This window comes from Novosphingobium sp. PhB165 (assembly GCF_004341845.1).
GTDB lineage: Bacteria > Pseudomonadota > Alphaproteobacteria > Sphingomonadales > Sphingomonadaceae > Novosphingobium.
This window is the reverse complement of the sequence record NZ_SLVB01000001.1, coordinates 193,222-208,693: the sequence shown is the minus strand read 5'-3', so window position 1 is coordinate 208,693 and position 15,472 is coordinate 193,222. Positions and strand designations below refer to the sequence as shown.

Genomic DNA, 15,472 nt, shown 5'->3' with positions numbered 1-15,472 from the left:
CATTGCGCAACGCGTGACGACGACGCAATCCGTGCATCGCGGCGGCCGCCAAGGCTTGCCGCGATGTGCTTTTCCGGACGGGTGCCATGAAAGACTTCGCCGTTTCCGAAGACCCGCGCGTTCAGGCCCAGCTTGACCGACTCGCCGCGCTTTCGCTTCCGCAAGGGCGCTTCGGGCTGGAGACGATCCACACCCTGCTCGAACGGCTGGGCAATCCGCAGAAGCGCCTGCCGCCCACGTTCCATGTCGCCGGCACCAATGGCAAAGGCTCGACCTGCGCTTATCTGCGCTTCATGCTGGAGGCACAGGGCCTGAAGGTCCATTCCGCCACCAAGCCGCATCTGGTGCGCTACAACGAGCGCATCCGGCTCGGCGGCAAGCTGATCTCCGACGCCATGCTGGCCGACCTGCTGGCCGAAGTGCTCGACGCTGGCGAAGACCTTCAGCCCAGCTTCTTCGAAGTGACGACGGCAGCGATCTTCCTCGCCTTCGCGCGCGAGCCTGCCGACGCCTGCGTGATCGAGGTGGGCCTCGGCGGCCGTCTCGACGCCACCAATGTCCTCGAACATCCGGCGGCCTGCGGCATTGTCACGCTCGGCATCGATCACGAGGCCTTCCTGTTGCGGCCCGAGGACGGCGCGCCCGAAGAGCCGCTCGCCCGCATCGCTTTCGAGAAAGCCGGCATCGTCCGCAGCCCCGCACCCGTCATCACGCTGGCCTATCCGGAAAGCGCCGAACTCGAAATCGAGCGTGCCGCCCTCACCGCCGGTGCCCCGCTGCACATGCGCGGGCGCGATTGGGATGCCAGCGTGGGCGACGTGATCGAATATTCGGACCGACACGGCGAACTCACCCTGCCCCTGCCCAGCCTGCCCGGCACGCATCAGGCCGAAAACGCAGCGCTCGCCGTGGCCATGCTTAGGCATCAGGACCGGGTGACCGTCTCCGCTGAGGCCATGGCGGACGGCATCCGCGCCGCGCGCTGGCCCGCCCGCCTGCAATTGCTCTCGCAAGGCCCGCTGACGCGCCATGCCGGTGCGCGAGCGGTCTGGCTGGACGGTGGGCACAACCCCGACGCGGGGCTTGCCATCGCCCGCCATTTCGCGGGACAGCGACTGCATCTCGTGATCGGCATGCTGGCGAACAAGGACCCGCGCGCGCTCAACGGGCCGCTCCGCGACTCCATCGTCAGTATCCATGCAGTGCCGGTGCCGGGTCAGGACTGCCACGGTCCCACCAGTTTCGGCCCCTCCGCTCTGGCCGCAGGCAGCGTGGAAGAGGCGCTGGCCGCCTTGCCGGAGGACGGCCTGCCGGTACTCATCGCCGGTTCGCTTTACCTCTCTGGTGAAGTGCTGCGCGCCAACGACGAGATCCCGGACTAACTGCTCAGGCGTCCGCCTCCAGCTCGGCAACGTCTTCGCCTGCCGTGCCCATTGCCTGATCGACCAGTCCGGTGCGGCACATCCACCAGAAGATCACCATGCCGGGCAGCGATGCGACGGTCGTGAGCAGATAGAAGTTCACGTAGCCGAAGGTCTCGATCATCGCGCCCGCCGTGGTGCCGGTGAGGAACCGGCCCACCACGCTCGCACCTGCCGAGATCAGCGCATATTGCGCGGCGGTGAAGCGAAGGTCGCAGAGCGCCGAGAAGTAAGCGATCACGACGACGCCGCCGAAGCCCGACGAAATGTTCTCGAAGCCGATCGCCCCGGCCATGCCCCAATTGCTATGTCCGGCCGCCGCCAGCGCCGCAAAGCTGAGGTTGGAGAAGCCCATCAGCACCAGCGAAAGCATGACCGATCGCTTCAGGCCCATCTTGGCGAAAGCCACGCCGCCGATGAACACGCCGATCAGATAGGCCCAGAAACCGAGCCCGACATCGTAGAGCGCGATTTCGTCATTCGAGAAGCCAAGGTCATCGAACAGCAGGCGGAAGGTCAGGTTCGCCAGCGTGTCACCGATCTTGTGGACGAGGATGAAGGTCAGCACCAGCCACGCGCCGTTGCGGCGGAAAAACTCGGCGAAAGGCCCGGCGATCGAGCTCCAGACTTCGACGACGCCGCGCTTCTGGACGACCACCTTGCGGCGTGCTGGTTCACCCAGAAGCACCGCGGTCAGCATCGCCGGCAGTGCGAACAGGGCGCAGACCGCATATCCGGCGCTCCAGCCATGGCGTGCCGAGACAACCAGCGCCAGCGCGCCCGCCCCGGCCGAACCGATGCGCCAGCCATACTGGCTCATGCCCGAGCCGGTGCCGAGCTGGTATGGCTTGAGCGTCTCGATCCGGTAAGCATCGATCACGATGTCGAAGCTGGCGCCCGCCGCGCCTACCAGCACGGCGGCGATCACGGTCGCGGCCATGGCATTGGGCAGCGGCTGGACGAACGCAAGGTTGAGCACCGCCGCGATCACCAGAACGCCGCAGACCAGCATCCACGAGACACGCTGGCCCAGACCACCGATTACCGGCAGGCGCACGCCGTCGATGATCCAGGCCCAGAAGATCTTGAGATTGTAGACGAGGAACGCGAGCGTGAAGGCGGTGACGGTTTTCTTGTCGATTCCGTCCTGCGCCAGCCGCGTCGTCAGCGTTGCGCCGATCATCGCATAAGGGAAGCCCGACGAGAGCCCCAGCGCGAATGCGGCGAGCGATTCTTTCTCGAAATAGGGTTTGACGGAATCCCAGACGCCGCGACGCTGTTCGATACTATGGGCGTCCACGCTGTAATCCCTCCAAAATGCGATCCTGCAGCAACCTAGCGCGCACTTGGCCGAAGGGAAGGCTGGATGAAGTGACGATCAACAGGTATGGGCGGGCGAATGTCCAAACCTCCTTTTAAATCCGGCGGCCCGAAGCGTGGCGGCGGCGGTTCGCGCGATGGCTCTCCCCGTGGCGAACGTGGCGGTGGCGCCGGTTCCCGCAGCAATGGCCCCCGTAGCGATGGCCCACGCAGTGATGGCCCCCGCAGCGAGAACCGGCGCGGCGATGCTCCCCGTGGCGATCGGCCCCAATTCGGTCGCGGCCCGCGCAAACCTGCCGAGGGCAAGTCCTTTGGCGACAAGGCCCGTGAGCGCACGTTTGGTGAACGGAAATCCGGCGAATACCGGAGCGACGATCGTCCTAGCGGCGACCGCTATAACCGCAGTCGCGACGACAACGGTGGTGGTCGCAGTGGTGGCCGCAGCGGCAGCCGCGGCGGCGAACGTGGTGACGGCCGCAGCGGCGGCGCCCCGCGCGATGGCTTCCCTCGCGGCGAACGCGGCCGCAGCGATAATCCCCGCAATAACGGACCTCGCAGCGAGAATCCTCGCAGCAACGGCCCACGCAGCGATGCCCCCCGCAGCGACAGGCCTGTATACGGCCGTGGTCCGCGCAGGCCCGATGACGCCCTGTCGTTCGGAACCAAGCCGTCCGGCAGTCGCTCCGGTGAACGTGAAGGCGGCGAACGCCGTTTCGGCGACCGCAAGCCCGGCGCATACCGAAGCGACGATCGCCCCAGAGGCGACCGCTATCGGGACGAACGCCCCTCCGGCGACCGATATCGCGATGAGCGGCGCCCTCGCCCGCCTCGCCCCGTATCCGCCGCTCCGCGCGCGGCTGCGCCCACGGCCAAGACTCCCGGCATGCCCGTCCGCGAAGGCGAACGCATCGCCAAGCTGCTCGCCCGAGCAGGCATCGCCAGCCGCCGCGAGGCGGAGCGCCTGATCATCGAAGGCCGCGTGAAACTGGGCGACGAGGTCATCGAGACCCCCTCCACCGTGCTCGCCAATCTGCGCGGCGTCACGGTCGACGGCAATCCGGTGAAGGACGCTGAGGAAACCCGCCTCTTCGCCTTCCACAAGCCCGCCGGTCTCCTGACAGCCGAGCGCGATCCCGCCGGGCGCCCGACGATCTACACCGCGCTGCGCAATGCCCTGCCTGAAGGCGCGGGCCGCGTGATGCCGATCGGCCGCCTCGATCTCAATACCGAAGGGCTGCTGCTGCTCACCAACGATGGCGAGTTCAAGCGCAGGCTGGAACTGCCTGCCACCGGCGTGCCGCGGACCTATCGCGCCCGCACCTTCGGCGACATCTCGCAAGCGCAGCTTGAAGACCTGATTGAAGGTATCGAGGTCGACGGCGTGATCTACGGCAAGATCGACGCCAACATGGAGCGCCGCACCGGGCGCAACCAGTGGATCGAAATGACGCTGACCGAAGGCAAGAACCGCGAAGTCCGCCGTGTCCTCGAACATCTCGGCCTTCAGGTCAGCCGCCTGATTCGCACGTCGTACGGTCCGATCCGCCTGCTCGACCTGCCCAAGGGCATGGTCATCGAGATATCCCAGCGCGATCTGGAAAACTTCCGCAAGACGCTGCCGGTCGACAAGTCGTGAAGGCACCCGTCGCAAAGACCGGCCTTCGGATCGTCGCGGGCGAATGGCGGGGACGCAAGCTGGTGACGCCCGAGGGCGACACTACGCGCCCGACGGCGGACCGCACGCGCGAGACGCTGTTCTCGATGCTGGCAAGCCGTCTCGGCACGTTCGAGGGGCTGAAAGTGGCCGATTTCTTCGCGGGATCGGGGGCGCTGGGGCTCGAAGCGCTTTCACGCGGGGCGGCACACTGCCTCTTCGTCGATCAGGACGCGGGAGCGATCCGCGCAATTCGCGCCAATATCGCCAACTTGCGCGCGCAGGCCCAATGCGATGTGCGGGCGAGTTCGGTGCTGTCACTGGGTCCGGCGAAAGACACGCTGGACCTCGTGCTGCTGGATCCGCCTTACGACACGGGGGCGGGCGCCGTCGCCATAGACAAGCTGGCGCGGCTCGGCTGGATCGGCGAGCAGACCTGGATCAGCCTGGAAACAGGGCGCGACGAAGCCGTCTCGATCCGGGGATTCGAGATCGAATCAACGCGCGACGTAGGCAAGGCGCGGCTGCATTTTCTGCGCCGCGCCCCCTGATCGTTACTTCTTCTTGTGGCTGGTGGACTTGCTGCGGGTAGCGTCGCGCTTGACGCCGATCTGACTCGGATTGATGCAGCTGTCCTTGATCGTCGCCGAGCAGACCTTGTAGGTCGTACCATCGATTGAGACCTCGGTGGGCCGACCACGGCTGTCACGCGCGGTTACATCGGCCTTCTGCGGGGGATCCGCCGCCATCGCAGCCGAACCAAGAGGCGCTGCGACGGCAGCAGCAGCAAGTATGAGCAAGTAGCGAGACATCCGGATTTCTCCTTCAACGGGACGAGTCCGTCCGCCCGGTGAAATACACCGGGCGGGCCTTGGTTCCCATCCATACTTTTTCTCTGTAAATCAGACGCCGCCGCGGTTGCGGCAGTTGTCCTTCACTGTCTTGCTACAGAACGGATAGCTCTTGTTCATCGCCGTTGCCGGCGGCGGTGTGAGCGCCCCCTTGTAGGGCCCGCCCTGATAGTTCTCGTCGGCCGGCATCGCCGGCGGCACCGTCTGCGCGGCGACCTTCGGATCGGGCACGCCGGTCGTCGGCATGCCCTCCCCCGGAGGGTTGGCCTGCGCCGTCGGCGTCGAGGGTGTCTGACCGGCGAGTTGCTGATTCACTGCGTTCCACGCGACCTGTTGCTGCTGGGGGCTCATCTTGTAGATCTGTCCGCGCTGGTCGGGCGTCAGCGCCCAGTAACCGCGCTGCTGCTCGCCGGTAAGATGCCAGAAATAGGCCTGATATTCGGGAGACCAGCTATCGTAGTCCGCCCGCATGTCGGCGGGCCACGAATCGTACTGGGCTTTCTGATCCGCCGTCATCGGTCCGGAACTGGCAGGCGCTGCGGGCGATGGCGGGGCATCGGGCGTCGGATCACCGACTGTGCTCTGGGCGAAGGTGGGGCCGGACAGTGCCGCGACCGAAAGCGCGGCGGCGCCGGCAAATAGAAGGGTTCGCATGGCTTCACTCTCCTGTTGGTCGTTATGGCCGTTGATGACAAACCGACGCCCCGCGCCGGGGATTGTTCCTGTGATGCGGTGAAGCGGCCTTGCGCCGCGATGCCCCGTTCCCTAGATGTTCACGGGTGAACGATCTGCAATCCTCCCTGCCTGACGCCGCTTCCGACCCTTTGCTCGAAGGTCTGAACCCGCCCCAGCGCGAGGCGGTTCTGACGACCGAGGGGCCGGTGCTGATGCTGGCAGGCGCGGGCACGGGCAAGACCGCCGCGCTCACGCGCAGGCTCGCGCATCTGGTGCGCAGCCGGATGGCTTGGCCCAGCGAGATCCTCTGCGTCACGTTCACCAACAAGGCCGCGCGCGAAATGCGCGAGCGCGTGGGACACTTGATCGGCCCGGCTGTCGAAGGCATGCCCTGGCTCGGCACCTTCCACGCGATCGCCGCGAAGATGCTGCGTCGCCATGCCGAACTTGTAGGCCTTCAGCCCAATTACACGATCATCGACACCGACGATCAGCTTCGCCTTCTCAAGCAATTGATTCAGGCAGAGGGACTGGACGAAAAGCGCTGGCCCGCACGCCTGCTCGCCGGCTGCATTGATCGCTGGAAGAACCGTGGCCTCAACCCCGCCGATCTCGATGCGGGCGAGAGCGAGGCCTATGCCAACGGGCGCGGGCAGAAGTTCTACCAGCTCTATCAGGACCGCCTGAAGACGCTGAACGCCTGCGACTTCGGCGACCTGCTGCTCCACATGCTCAACATCCTGCGCACCAACCGCGAGGTGCTGGAACAGTACCAGCAGCGCTTCAAGTACGTGATGGTCGACGAGTATCAGGACACCAATCAGGTCCAGTACCTGTGGCTCCGCCTGATCGCGCAAGTGCGCAAGAACATCTGCGTGGTGGGTGACGACGACCAGTCGATCTACTCCTGGCGCGGCGCCGAAGTGGCCAATATCCTGAAGTTCGAAAAGGATTTTCCGGGCGCGAAGGTGATCCGGCTGGAGCAGAATTACCGCTCCACGCCGCAGATCCTCGCTGCTGCCTCCGGCCTCATCAACGAGAACAGCCAGCGCCTTGGCAAGACGCTGTGGACCGAACGCCATCCCGGCGAGAAAGTCCGCGTGATCGGAGTCTGGGACGCGCCCGAAGAAGCCCGCCGCGTGGGCGACGAGATCGAGCGGCTCGAACGCGAAGGCGCGGCGCTGGACCAGATCGCCATCCTCGTGCGCGCCCAGTACCAGACGCGCGAGTTCGAAGACCGTTTCATCTCGATCGGCATGAAGTACCGCATCATCGGCGGTTTCCGCTTCTATGAGCGCGCCGAGATTCGCGACGCCCTCGCCTATCTGCGCGTGATCGCGCAACCGGCGGACGACCTTGCCTTCGAGCGCATCTACAATGCCCCAAAGCGTGGCCTTGGCGCCAAGGCATTGGAAGCACTGCATACGCTGGCCCGTCGGCGGGGCATTCCGCTCGCCATGGCCGCGATCGAGATCGCCGATACCGACGAACTGCCCGCCCGCGCGCGCAATACGTTCCTCTCACTGATGCGCGATTTCGCACGCTGGCGCGATGTAGCGGGCACGGAGAACCCGGCCGACCTGATGCGCACCGTGCTCGACGAGAGCGGCTATACCGACGCGCTACAGGCCGAAAAGACGCCCGAGGCCAATGGCCGGCTCGAAAACCTCGTCGAACTCGCGCGCGCCATGGAAGAATACGAGAGCCTGGGCGACTTCCTCGAACATGTCAGCCTCGTGATGGACAACGATGCGGCCTCGGACGAGGAAAAGGTCACGATCATGACCATGCACGCGGCCAAGGGACTGGAGTTCGACAACGTGTTCCTGCCCGGCTGGGAGGAAGGCGTGTTCCCCTCACAGCGCGCGATGGATGAAGGCGGGCTGGCCAGCCTCGAAGAAGAGCGGCGCCTCGCATACGTCGCGATTACCCGCGCGCGGCGCAAGTGCACGATCCTCCACGCCGCCAATCGCCGCATCTATGGCCAGTGGACCAGTTCGATCCCCTCGCGCTTCATTGGCGAACTGCCGGACGATCATGTCGACAGCGAGACCACGCTGTCCGGCGGCGCGTCGCTCTGGCGCGCGCAATGGTCGGAACATGGCGATCCCTTCGCTGATGTTGCCCGCGCGCAGCCGGCGCGGACAATGACGCGCGGCCCCGGCTGGCAGCGGGCCTCGGCGCAGGAATACGATCCAAAGCCGCGTCGAATCGCCGAATCAACCCGCAGCGCCGCCAGCTTTGCCGCCAAACCACGCACCGACATCGCCATCGGCGCGCGCGTCTTCCATGAAAAGTTCGGCTACGGCACCGTCGCCGGGCAGGAAGGCAACAAGCTGGAGATCGACTTCGAACAGTCCGGCCATAAGCGCGTGCTGGACAGCTTCGTGAAACCCGCCGGCGAAGCCTGAAAGGCGCTCAGATCAGCCCCGGTACAAGGCGCGAACGGACTCTGGAGGCGTAGGCACAGTAGGCCGGATCAGTGCGGAGAACCCGCTCTTCCTCATCCGTGCGCATCCACAGCAGGATCCAGGTAAGGACATAGATCGCCACGTTCCAGGCTGAGAGATAGAGCATCAGATAGCCGATATGGTTGACGATATAGGCCATGTACATCGGGTGGCGGACCAGCTTGTAGAGCCCACCTTCCTTGACCCCGCGATTGGCCGCGACCAGCCCGAAGCTGCGTCGCAGCGAAAGCTTGGCGAGGATCGACAGCGTAACGCCGCCGACGACCAGTACTGTCGACACGAAATCGGGAGCGAGTTGCACGCCGTTGGGCACGATCAGCAGAGCCACGCCGGTTCCGCTGAAACCCAACAACACCGGCTTGAGTCCGGTCGCCACGTCGCCCGGACGCTGTATCACAATCAGGACAACGCCAAGCAGTTCGGCGATAAGGAAGATCACAAGCTGGGGATGCTGCGGTACCGCCGGATACAGCCGCCAGACCGCCAGACCGGCCAGCAGGAGCAGGAAGGCGCATTCGGCAAGATGGATCAGGCGAGCCAGCGTCATTGATATCCCCCACCCCACCGGAACGGCCGGGCATGGAAAAGCTCTAGCGGAATATTGGTAAACAGCCGTTTAATCGAGGTTCCGGGCCGATCAACCGCATCCGCATTTAGGTTCGGGAAACCATAAGGCGTCTAACATCACGGCTTCCGCTCCTCCTTACCGGACGCAGATCAGATGCATGAAGTCATAGCCGTCCTGCGCCCGCTCCTTATCGTGGCGATACTCTTGGTACCGCTGGAGCGCCTGCTGCCCGCGCGCGGGACGAGCCGCCGCACTCGCGCTGGGCTGGCAGCTGATGTGCTTCATGCAACGGTAGGCTCATTGATCATCCGATTCGGAGCCATGCTGCTCGTGGCGCTGGTTGCCCCGGCCAAACCTCTCGTGGATCTTTCCGGAACGCTTCCGGTCTGGCTTCAGGCTGTGATCCTGCTGTTGGTGTGCGATTTCATCATCTGGTGCATTCACCGCAGCTTCCACGCCGTACCTTTTCTCTGGCGCTTCCATCGGATCCACCATTCGAGCCCTCATCTCGACTGGCTGGCCTCCGCGCGCGTTCATCCGGTCGAGCAAGTCGTATTCTCTGCGGCGCTAACGCTGCCGATATTGTTCGCCTCGTTCTCGCCCATGGCCGTGGCGATCTACATCGGTGTGTACACGCTGCACGCAAACCTGCTCCATGCCGATACCCGGCTTTCGTTCGGGCCTCTCGAAGCCGTGTTCACGCCTCCGCGCATCCACCATTGGCATCACGCGGATCAGGTGGAAGCCTATGACACCAATTTCGGCTCGCAACTGGTGATATGGGACCGGATGTTCGGCACCGCCTATCGTCCGGAAGCCGAGCGTCCGTCGCGTTTCGGCGTCGATATGCCGCCTGCCGAAAACTTCGTCGATCACCTCGTCGCCCCTTTCCGGGGGCAGCTTACACAGACATCGGATTCCAAGATTCTGGAAACCTGACGGTTCGTCTTACTGCTCTTCCCCTGCCGCCTCGATCTGCGGCAGCAGCGGATCGGGCACATCGGCTGCGGTCCCATCCGGCGTGAATTCCAGAATCGCCTCTCCCTGTCGCGAGCGCGGCTGCCACATGGGCAGATCTGCGCCGTTGGGATCGCCCGTCTTCGCGAAATTCACGATATAAGCGCTGGCAATCCGCCCCATCGCATTGTCGCGCTCGCTGGTGGCATCCCCGTATTTGATCGCCTGTGTGCCAAAGAAGAAGGGAATGTCGCTCGCATGCTGCGCGCCCTTCCCGTCCGCCGCGATCGAACTCGCGACGTAGCCGAACCGATATTCCCACACCGGCACGCCCAGATCGGCAACAAGGCCGGATAGCTGTCTCGCGCCCGCGATCATGCCGCCAGTGACGCCGCCCATGTCGTCGCTGGTCGCGCCGATTATCATCGGCACCTGGTGGAATTGGCCGGAGGCATAGGCCTTGCGCTGGTCGAGCGCGATGCGTCCATCGATGAAGGGGCTCGCGAAACTGCGCGGCGCATCGGACGGCGCGAAAAGGCTGGCCAGATTGAGCCCGTCCACCACATCGTCCGCCGGCAAGGCCCGCAGCTTCGCCAGCGCGTCAGGATCGTCCGGCGCGATGCCCTTGCTCTCTGCAAAGCGCAGGCCGGATGCTTCGGCGGAGGCCAGATCGGGACCGATAAGCATCTTGCCGTCGCCGCCCGACAGCACCACGGCCTTGTCAAACAGCCCATCGGCGAGCGGCGACGTGACGAGATTATGCACGGACATCCCGCCCGCGCTTTCACCCATAATCGTCACGTTCTCCGGATCGCCGCCGAACGCCTCGATATTGCGCTGGACCCAGGCGAGCGCCGCGATCTGGTCGAGATAGCCGTAGTTGCCGATCAGGCCGCCGTCCTCGCCATCCTTCGTCAGCGCGGGATGGGCAAAGGTCCCGAAACGGCCGACCCGGTAGTTGAAGCTGAAGAGCAAGACCCCCTGCTTCGCCAGTTCCGCCCCCGAATAAGTCGGCGGCGAGGCACCGCCATTGACGAAGCCGCCGCCATAGATCCACACGACGACGGGCAGCTTGCCGCTGGCCTCCGCCGGGCGCCAGATGTTCGCATAGAGGCAATCCTCGGCCGGAGGGGTACCAAGCGGGGCCGCATCGCCCTCGAACGGCTTCTGCATGCAGTCGTGGCCGTATTCGGTGGCCGGGCGCACGCCGTCCCAATTGGCCGCCGGTTGCGGCGCACGCCAGCGCAGGTCCCCCACCGGAGGCGCGGCGAAGGGAATGCCCTTCCAGCTGATCACGCCATCCTCAACACGTCCTTCGAGGCTGCCGGTGTCCACTTGCACGATCGCGTTCGGATCGGCCTTGGCGGCACAGGCCGCGCCCATGCACAGCGACAGCACCAGAACCAGCCTTGCCCCTCTGTGTCCGGCCCATCGCATACGGCAACTCCCCTGCATATTTCCCGAGGCTTCTGACACAGCAGCGCCTTGCCCGACAAGCGCCCGACAAGCAGGTCTCCTGCCCCTCGCCACCGCTTGCAGCACAGGCGCAGGAAAGTCATCCTCTGCCCGCAAAAACAATAGGTAACCGGATTGCCGCTGCGGGCAGCGGCCGCCCCCTGACATAGGGGTGCCCAAACGAAAACGGGGAGCCGCGAAGGGCTCCCCGAAAACGGTATAGGTTCGAAATCAGGCCAGCGCGGAAACGCCGAGGAACTCGGGAACCGGGCCGTTCCAGCCCATGTCCGCCGGTTCTTCCTCACGGCGGCGGCCACGGCGGGCGTCGCTGCGCGGTGCCTTCGCTTCGCGTTCCGGCGCGGTATCACGCGTGGGACGACGGTCCGCACGCTCATCGCGGCGCGCGGGACGTTCGCTGCGCTCTTCGCGCTGACGCTCGGGGCGTTCACGGCGCGCGGAACGCTCTTCGCTGTGTTCGGCGCGATCTTCCACAGGCGCTTCACGCGTCTCGGTCCGCGCACGCTTTTCGCGGCGGGGCCGCTCTTCGCGTGCCGGGGCCGCAGCGGCTTCATCCGGCGAAAGCGTGTAAACGGGGATCTTGCCGCCGGTCAGCTTTTCAACGCCTTCGATTGCTTCGGCATCCTCGGGCGTGACAAGTGTGAAGGCACGGCCCGTTGCGCCGCCACGGCCGGTGCGGCCGATGCGGTGGATGTAGTCGTCCGGATGCCAGGGCGTGTCGAAGTTGAAGACGTGGCTCACGCCTTTCACGTCAAGCCCGCGCGCGGCAACGTCGGATGCGACCAGAATGTTGATCGCCCCGTCCTTGAACCGCTGAAGCTCGGCATTGCGTCCCGCCTGATCCATGTCGCCATGGATCTCGCCAGCGGCGAAACCGTGGCCCTTGAGGCTCTTGGCGAGTTCACGCACCGTGGTCTTGCGGTTGGCGAAGACGATCGCGGTCGTCACGTTATCGGTCCGCAGCAGGTGGCGCAGGGCCTCCCGCTTGCCCCGGGACGTCACCGCCACCTTGTGCTGGACAATGTTGGTGTTGGCCGTCGCCGGGCGGGCGACTTCAATGTTCTTGGGGTTCGACAGGAAGCGGTCGGCCAGCTTCTTGATCGGCGGCGGCATCGTCGCCGAGAACAGCAGCGTCTGCCGGTTGGTCGGCAGCTTGGAGCAGATGCTTTCGATGTCCGGGATGAAGCCCATGTCGAGCATGCGGTCCGCTTCGTCGATCACGAGCAGTTCGCAGCCGGTAAGCAGGATCTTGCCGCGCTCGAACAGGTCCATCAGGCGGCCCGGCGTGGCGATCAGCACATCGACGCCTTCCTGAAGCGCCTTCACCTGATCCCCCATCTGCACGCCGCCGATCAGCAGCGCCATCTTGAGATCGTGGTTCTTGCCGTACTTCTCGAAGTTCTCGGCAACCTGCGCGGCAAGCTCGCGCGTGGGTTCGAGAATGAGAGATCGCGGCATCAGCGCACGGCGGCGGCCATGGGCAAGGATGTCGATCATCGGAAGCACGAAGCTGGCGGTCTTTCCCGTCCCAGTCTGTGCGATGCCGATGAGGTCCTTCATCATGAGGACCGGGGGAATGGCCTGCGCCTGGATAGGAGTCGGTTCGCTATAGCCCGCGGCTTCCACCGCTTGCAGCAATTCGTCAGACAGGCCGAGATCGGCAAAGCTCATAGGCAGACTGGTTTATCCGAAGTTCAGGGAAGCAAGAGTATTCGCCGATGTCGCGACGGGTGCGGCCTAGGCCTTCGCGCGTGTCGAACGTGCACCTTTGCGGCGCCTTTGCGCGAACCACTCCCAAAGTCAAGAAAATCCGCAAAAGAAGGCGATTCGCCTCCATTTCGAAGTCGATTTCAGTGTTCGACGGCGACAAGCTGCCGAATGCGGGTGAGCTTGCAGTTCGAACCGCTGCGCGACAACAGGGAGTCGCGGTCCACGCAAAGCTGCCCGTCCGCTGAGCGTGAGAGCAGGAACCCGGAGTAGAACGCGCCCGCGCGGCAGGCCCGTTCCAGCTCGACACTAATGATTCGGCGGTCACGCATATAAAGCAGCAGGTTGCGCTGCCCGTCGGGCTGAACGCCCGCAATTCCTGCAATCGGCAGACACTTGCCGATCTTGCGCTCGGTGAAGCGCGGACGGCTTTCCGGTGCGTCGGGATCGCCAAGCGGCTCGGCCGGAAGCGGCGCGCGCGGGCTGATGCGGATGGTCATGCGCTGCTCGATTCGAATCTGCCAGGCGCTCTCGGGCTCGGGATGCGGAAAGGCGAACACCGCGAAAGGATGCTTGCCCGCCGATTCGGACCAGTCGGCAGGCCAACCGCCGGGACCGTCTGCGTCAGGCGCAGCGTACCCTGCCGAATCGGACTGCCTCGCCTCGTCGCCTCGCACGGACGAATCACCCTTGCCCGATTCGCCGCCCCCTGCCGCTGGAAGCAGCAGCATGAGCGGGTACAGCAGGACGGAAGCGAGATTCATGAAAAAGAGCAGATCCCCGAACGGCCCGGGGCGCAATAAAGGCCGAGCCCCCTCCCCTTAGCGGGAGAGCTTGAACCACCGCTTAACCCATTCGGCAAGTCACCCCGCGTGCAAACCGCGTGAAACGCGCAGATCGGTGTGCCATATCGCCGGTATGACGACCTCCGACAGCCTGACCGCCGCAAGCACCACCGCCCGCGCCTTCCTGACCGAAGCCGCCGAGTTGCTCGGCCCGCGCGGCCTGACCGCCGATCCCGACCTTCTCGCCCCCTGGCTGACCGACTGGCGCGGCCGCTATACCGGCAAGGCGCTGGCCATGGCGTCTCCCGGATCGACCGAAGAGCTTTCGGCACTGGTCCGCCTCTGCGCGCGCCACGGCATCGCCATCGTTCCGCAAGGCGGCAACAGCGGGATGTCCGGCGGCGCCACTCCCGATGACAGCGGCCATGCCCTGCTACTCTCGCTGCGCTGGATGAACGCGGTCCGCCATTTCGACGTAGAGGCCCGTCAGATCACCTGCGAGGCGGGATTCGTGCTCCAGACGCTCCACGAAACGGCTGAGGCGGAAGGGCTGCGCTTCCCGCTGTCGCTGGGCGGCAAGGGATCGGCGACGGTAGGTGGCCTGATCTCGACCAATGCCGGCGGCACCCAGGTGCTACGCCACGGCTCGATGCGCGCGCTGGTGCTCGGGCTGGAGGCCGTGTTGGCCGACGGGCAAATCTACTCGATGCTCACCCCGCTCAAGAAGGACAATCGCGGTTTCGACCTCAAGCAGCTTTTCATCGGCTCCGAGGGGACGCTGGGCCTAGTCAGCGCCGCGACGCTCAGACTGCTGCCCGCAGTGGCCGAGCGCGTGGTGATCTGGGCAGGCGTTCCCACGCTGGTCGACGCGCGCAAGTTGCTGCTCCACTGCGAGGATGCGGCAGGCGAAGCACTTGAGGGCTTCGAGGTCCTGCCGCAGGCCTGTCTCGATGCCGTGCTTCAACTCCTGCCCGACGCCCGTGCGCCGCTCGAAGGGCGTCATGGCTGGCACGTTCTCATCGAAGTCGTGGCCGACCGCGCCGGAGCCGACACGCTGCGCGACCGCTGCGAGACGATGATGGCCGATGCCTTCGAAGCCGAACTGCTGGAAGATGCCACGATGTCTGCCAGCGAAGCGCAAGCCGAGGCCATGTGGCTGATCCGCGAATCGATTTCCCCCGCCGAGCGCGCGCGCGGTCCGGCCGTGCAGCATGACATTTCGGTCCCGGTCGAAAAGATGCCCGAATTCGTGGAAACCACCGCGCCGATGATCGAGGCCAAGTGGCCCGGCACCGAGGCGGTCGCCTTCGGTCATCTGGGTGACGGCAATGTCCACTATCACGTGATCGCGCCCAGCGTGACCGACGGCGCCGCCTGGCAAGCCCGGGAAGGCAAGGAAATCAGCCGCTACATCCACGATCTCGTGACCGAATGGGGCGGCTCGATCTCGGCCGAGCACGGCATCGGCCAGCTCAAGCGGGACGAATTGGCCCGTCTTGGCGACCCGGTGGCGCTCTCCATCATGCGCTCGGTCAAGCAGGCGCTCGATCCACAGGGACTGCTCAATCCCGGCAAGCTGATCTAGCTTCG

14 protein-coding genes are annotated in these 15,472 nt (G+C 65.2%); 6 read left to right on the top strand and 8 right to left on the bottom strand.

Annotated features, from left to right (window positions below; all coding sequences use genetic code 11):
• Positions 1-86 precede the first annotated feature (86 nt).
• Positions 87-1,382, top strand: coding sequence for a folylpolyglutamate synthase/dihydrofolate synthase family protein (locus tag EDF56_RS01060; protein ID WP_132384897.1), 1,296 nt, complete (start codon positions 87-89; stop codon positions 1,380-1,382).
• 4 nt (positions 1,383-1,386) lie between these two features.
• Here EDF56_RS01060 and EDF56_RS01055 read toward each other — a convergent pair whose 3' ends face one another.
• The gene (locus EDF56_RS01055) at positions 1,387-2,721 is read right to left on the bottom strand and encodes an MFS transporter (RefSeq protein WP_132384896.1); all 1,335 of its coding nucleotides are present in this window, start codon (positions 2,719-2,721) and stop codon (positions 1,387-1,389) included.
• 903 nt (positions 2,722-3,624) lie between these two features.
• Here EDF56_RS01055 and EDF56_RS26200 point away from each other — a divergent pair.
• Both EDF56_RS26200 and rsmD read left to right on the top strand, forming a co-directional pair.
• Positions 3,625-4,377, top strand: a complete 753-nt coding sequence (locus EDF56_RS26200; RefSeq protein ID WP_243652314.1) for a pseudouridine synthase — start codon at positions 3,625-3,627, stop codon at positions 4,375-4,377.
• Positions 4,374-4,946, top strand: a complete 573-nt coding sequence (gene rsmD / locus EDF56_RS01045; RefSeq protein ID WP_132384895.1) for a 16S rRNA (guanine(966)-N(2))-methyltransferase RsmD — start codon at positions 4,374-4,376, stop codon at positions 4,944-4,946. Before EDF56_RS26200 ends, rsmD begins: the two co-directional genes overlap by 4 nt.
• A gap of 3 nt (positions 4,947-4,949) precedes the next feature.
• On the opposite strand, the gene EDF56_RS01040 is transcribed toward rsmD, so the two are convergent.
• Both EDF56_RS01040 and EDF56_RS01035 read right to left on the bottom strand, forming a co-directional pair.
• Positions 4,950-5,207 (bottom strand): hypothetical protein, encoded by a 258-nt coding sequence (locus EDF56_RS01040; RefSeq protein WP_132384894.1) that lies wholly within the window; start codon positions 5,205-5,207, stop codon positions 4,950-4,952.
• A gap of 90 nt (positions 5,208-5,297) precedes the next feature.
• Positions 5,298-5,900 (bottom strand): hypothetical protein, encoded by a 603-nt coding sequence (locus EDF56_RS01035; protein WP_132384893.1) that lies wholly within the window; start codon positions 5,898-5,900, stop codon positions 5,298-5,300.
• Positions 5,901-6,025: 125 nt separating this feature from the next.
• Here EDF56_RS01035 and EDF56_RS01030 point away from each other — a divergent pair, with 125 nt between their 5' ends.
• Positions 6,026-8,332, top strand: a complete 2,307-nt coding sequence (locus EDF56_RS01030) for a UvrD-helicase domain-containing protein (protein ID WP_207904595.1) — start codon at positions 6,026-6,028, stop codon at positions 8,330-8,332.
• Between the two features lie 7 nt (positions 8,333-8,339).
• Here the strand turns inward: EDF56_RS01030 and EDF56_RS01025 are convergent, their stop codons facing one another.
• Positions 8,340-8,939: an isoprenylcysteine carboxylmethyltransferase family protein gene (locus EDF56_RS01025; protein WP_132384892.1), complete on the bottom strand. Its 600-nt coding sequence runs from the start codon at positions 8,937-8,939 to the stop codon at positions 8,340-8,342.
• Positions 8,940-9,095: 156 nt separating this feature from the next.
• On the bottom strand, positions 9,096-9,245 hold the full coding sequence (locus tag EDF56_RS25805; protein WP_165912048.1) for a hypothetical protein: 150 nt from the start codon (positions 9,243-9,245) through the stop codon (positions 9,096-9,098).
• Positions 9,246-9,260: 15 nt separating this feature from the next.
• Between EDF56_RS25805 and EDF56_RS01020 the strand changes: the two genes are divergently transcribed.
• Complete coding sequence (locus tag EDF56_RS01020) at positions 9,261-9,899, top strand: sterol desaturase family protein (RefSeq protein ID WP_165912047.1); 639 nt, start codon at positions 9,261-9,263, stop codon at positions 9,897-9,899.
• A gap of 9 nt (positions 9,900-9,908) precedes the next feature.
• Here the strand turns inward: EDF56_RS01020 and EDF56_RS01015 are convergent, their stop codons facing one another.
• The 3 genes from EDF56_RS01015 to EDF56_RS01005 all read right to left on the bottom strand — a co-directional run bounded on the left by EDF56_RS01015 (position 9,909) and on the right by EDF56_RS01005 (position 13,861).
• Complete coding sequence (locus tag EDF56_RS01015) at positions 9,909-11,300, bottom strand: carboxylesterase family protein (protein ID WP_243652404.1); 1,392 nt, start codon at positions 11,298-11,300, stop codon at positions 9,909-9,911.
• Positions 11,301-11,603: 303 nt separating this feature from the next.
• A complete protein-coding gene (locus EDF56_RS01010) occupies positions 11,604-13,061 on the bottom strand; it encodes a DEAD/DEAH box helicase (RefSeq protein WP_132384889.1) in 1,458 nt (485 codons plus the stop codon).
• 179 nt (positions 13,062-13,240) lie between these two features.
• On the bottom strand, positions 13,241-13,861 hold the full coding sequence (locus EDF56_RS01005; RefSeq protein ID WP_132384888.1) for a hypothetical protein: 621 nt from the start codon (positions 13,859-13,861) through the stop codon (positions 13,241-13,243).
• 154 nt (positions 13,862-14,015) lie between these two features.
• Between EDF56_RS01005 and EDF56_RS01000 the strand changes: the two genes are divergently transcribed.
• Complete coding sequence (locus EDF56_RS01000) at positions 14,016-15,467, top strand: FAD-binding oxidoreductase (RefSeq protein ID WP_132384887.1); 1,452 nt, start codon at positions 14,016-14,018, stop codon at positions 15,465-15,467.
• The last annotated feature ends 5 nt before the right edge of the window (positions 15,468-15,472 follow it).

Bases quoted from the DNA above. Each gene is read 5' to 3' on its own strand.
- EDF56_RS01060 (WP_132384897.1), top strand. From the start codon at position 87: ATGAAAGACTTCGCCGTTTCCGAAGACCCGCGCGTTCAGGCCCAGCTT.
- EDF56_RS26200 (WP_243652314.1), top strand. From the start codon at position 3,625: ATGCCCGTCCGCGAAGGCGAACGCATCGCCAAGCTGCTCGCCCGAGCA.
- EDF56_RS01040 (WP_132384894.1), bottom strand. From the start codon at position 5,207: ATGTCTCGCTACTTGCTCATACTTGCTGCTGCTGCCGTCGCAGCGCCT.
- EDF56_RS01035 (WP_132384893.1), bottom strand. From the start codon at position 5,900: ATGCGAACCCTTCTATTTGCCGGCGCCGCCGCGCTTTCGGTCGCGGCA.
- EDF56_RS01025 (WP_132384892.1), bottom strand. From the start codon at position 8,939: ATGACGCTGGCTCGCCTGATCCATCTTGCCGAATGCGCCTTCCTGCTC.
- EDF56_RS25805 (WP_165912048.1), bottom strand. From the start codon at position 9,245: ATGAAGCACATCAGCTGCCAGCCCAGCGCGAGTGCGGCGGCTCGTCCC.
- EDF56_RS01015 (WP_243652404.1), bottom strand. From the start codon at position 11,300: ATGGGCGCGGCCTGTGCCGCCAAGGCCGATCCGAACGCGATCGTGCAA.
- EDF56_RS01010 (WP_132384889.1), bottom strand. From the start codon at position 13,061: ATGAGCTTTGCCGATCTCGGCCTGTCTGACGAATTGCTGCAAGCGGTG.
- EDF56_RS01005 (WP_132384888.1), bottom strand. From the start codon at position 13,861: ATGAATCTCGCTTCCGTCCTGCTGTACCCGCTCATGCTGCTGCTTCCA.
- EDF56_RS01000 (WP_132384887.1), top strand. From the start codon at position 14,016: ATGACGACCTCCGACAGCCTGACCGCCGCAAGCACCACCGCCCGCGCC.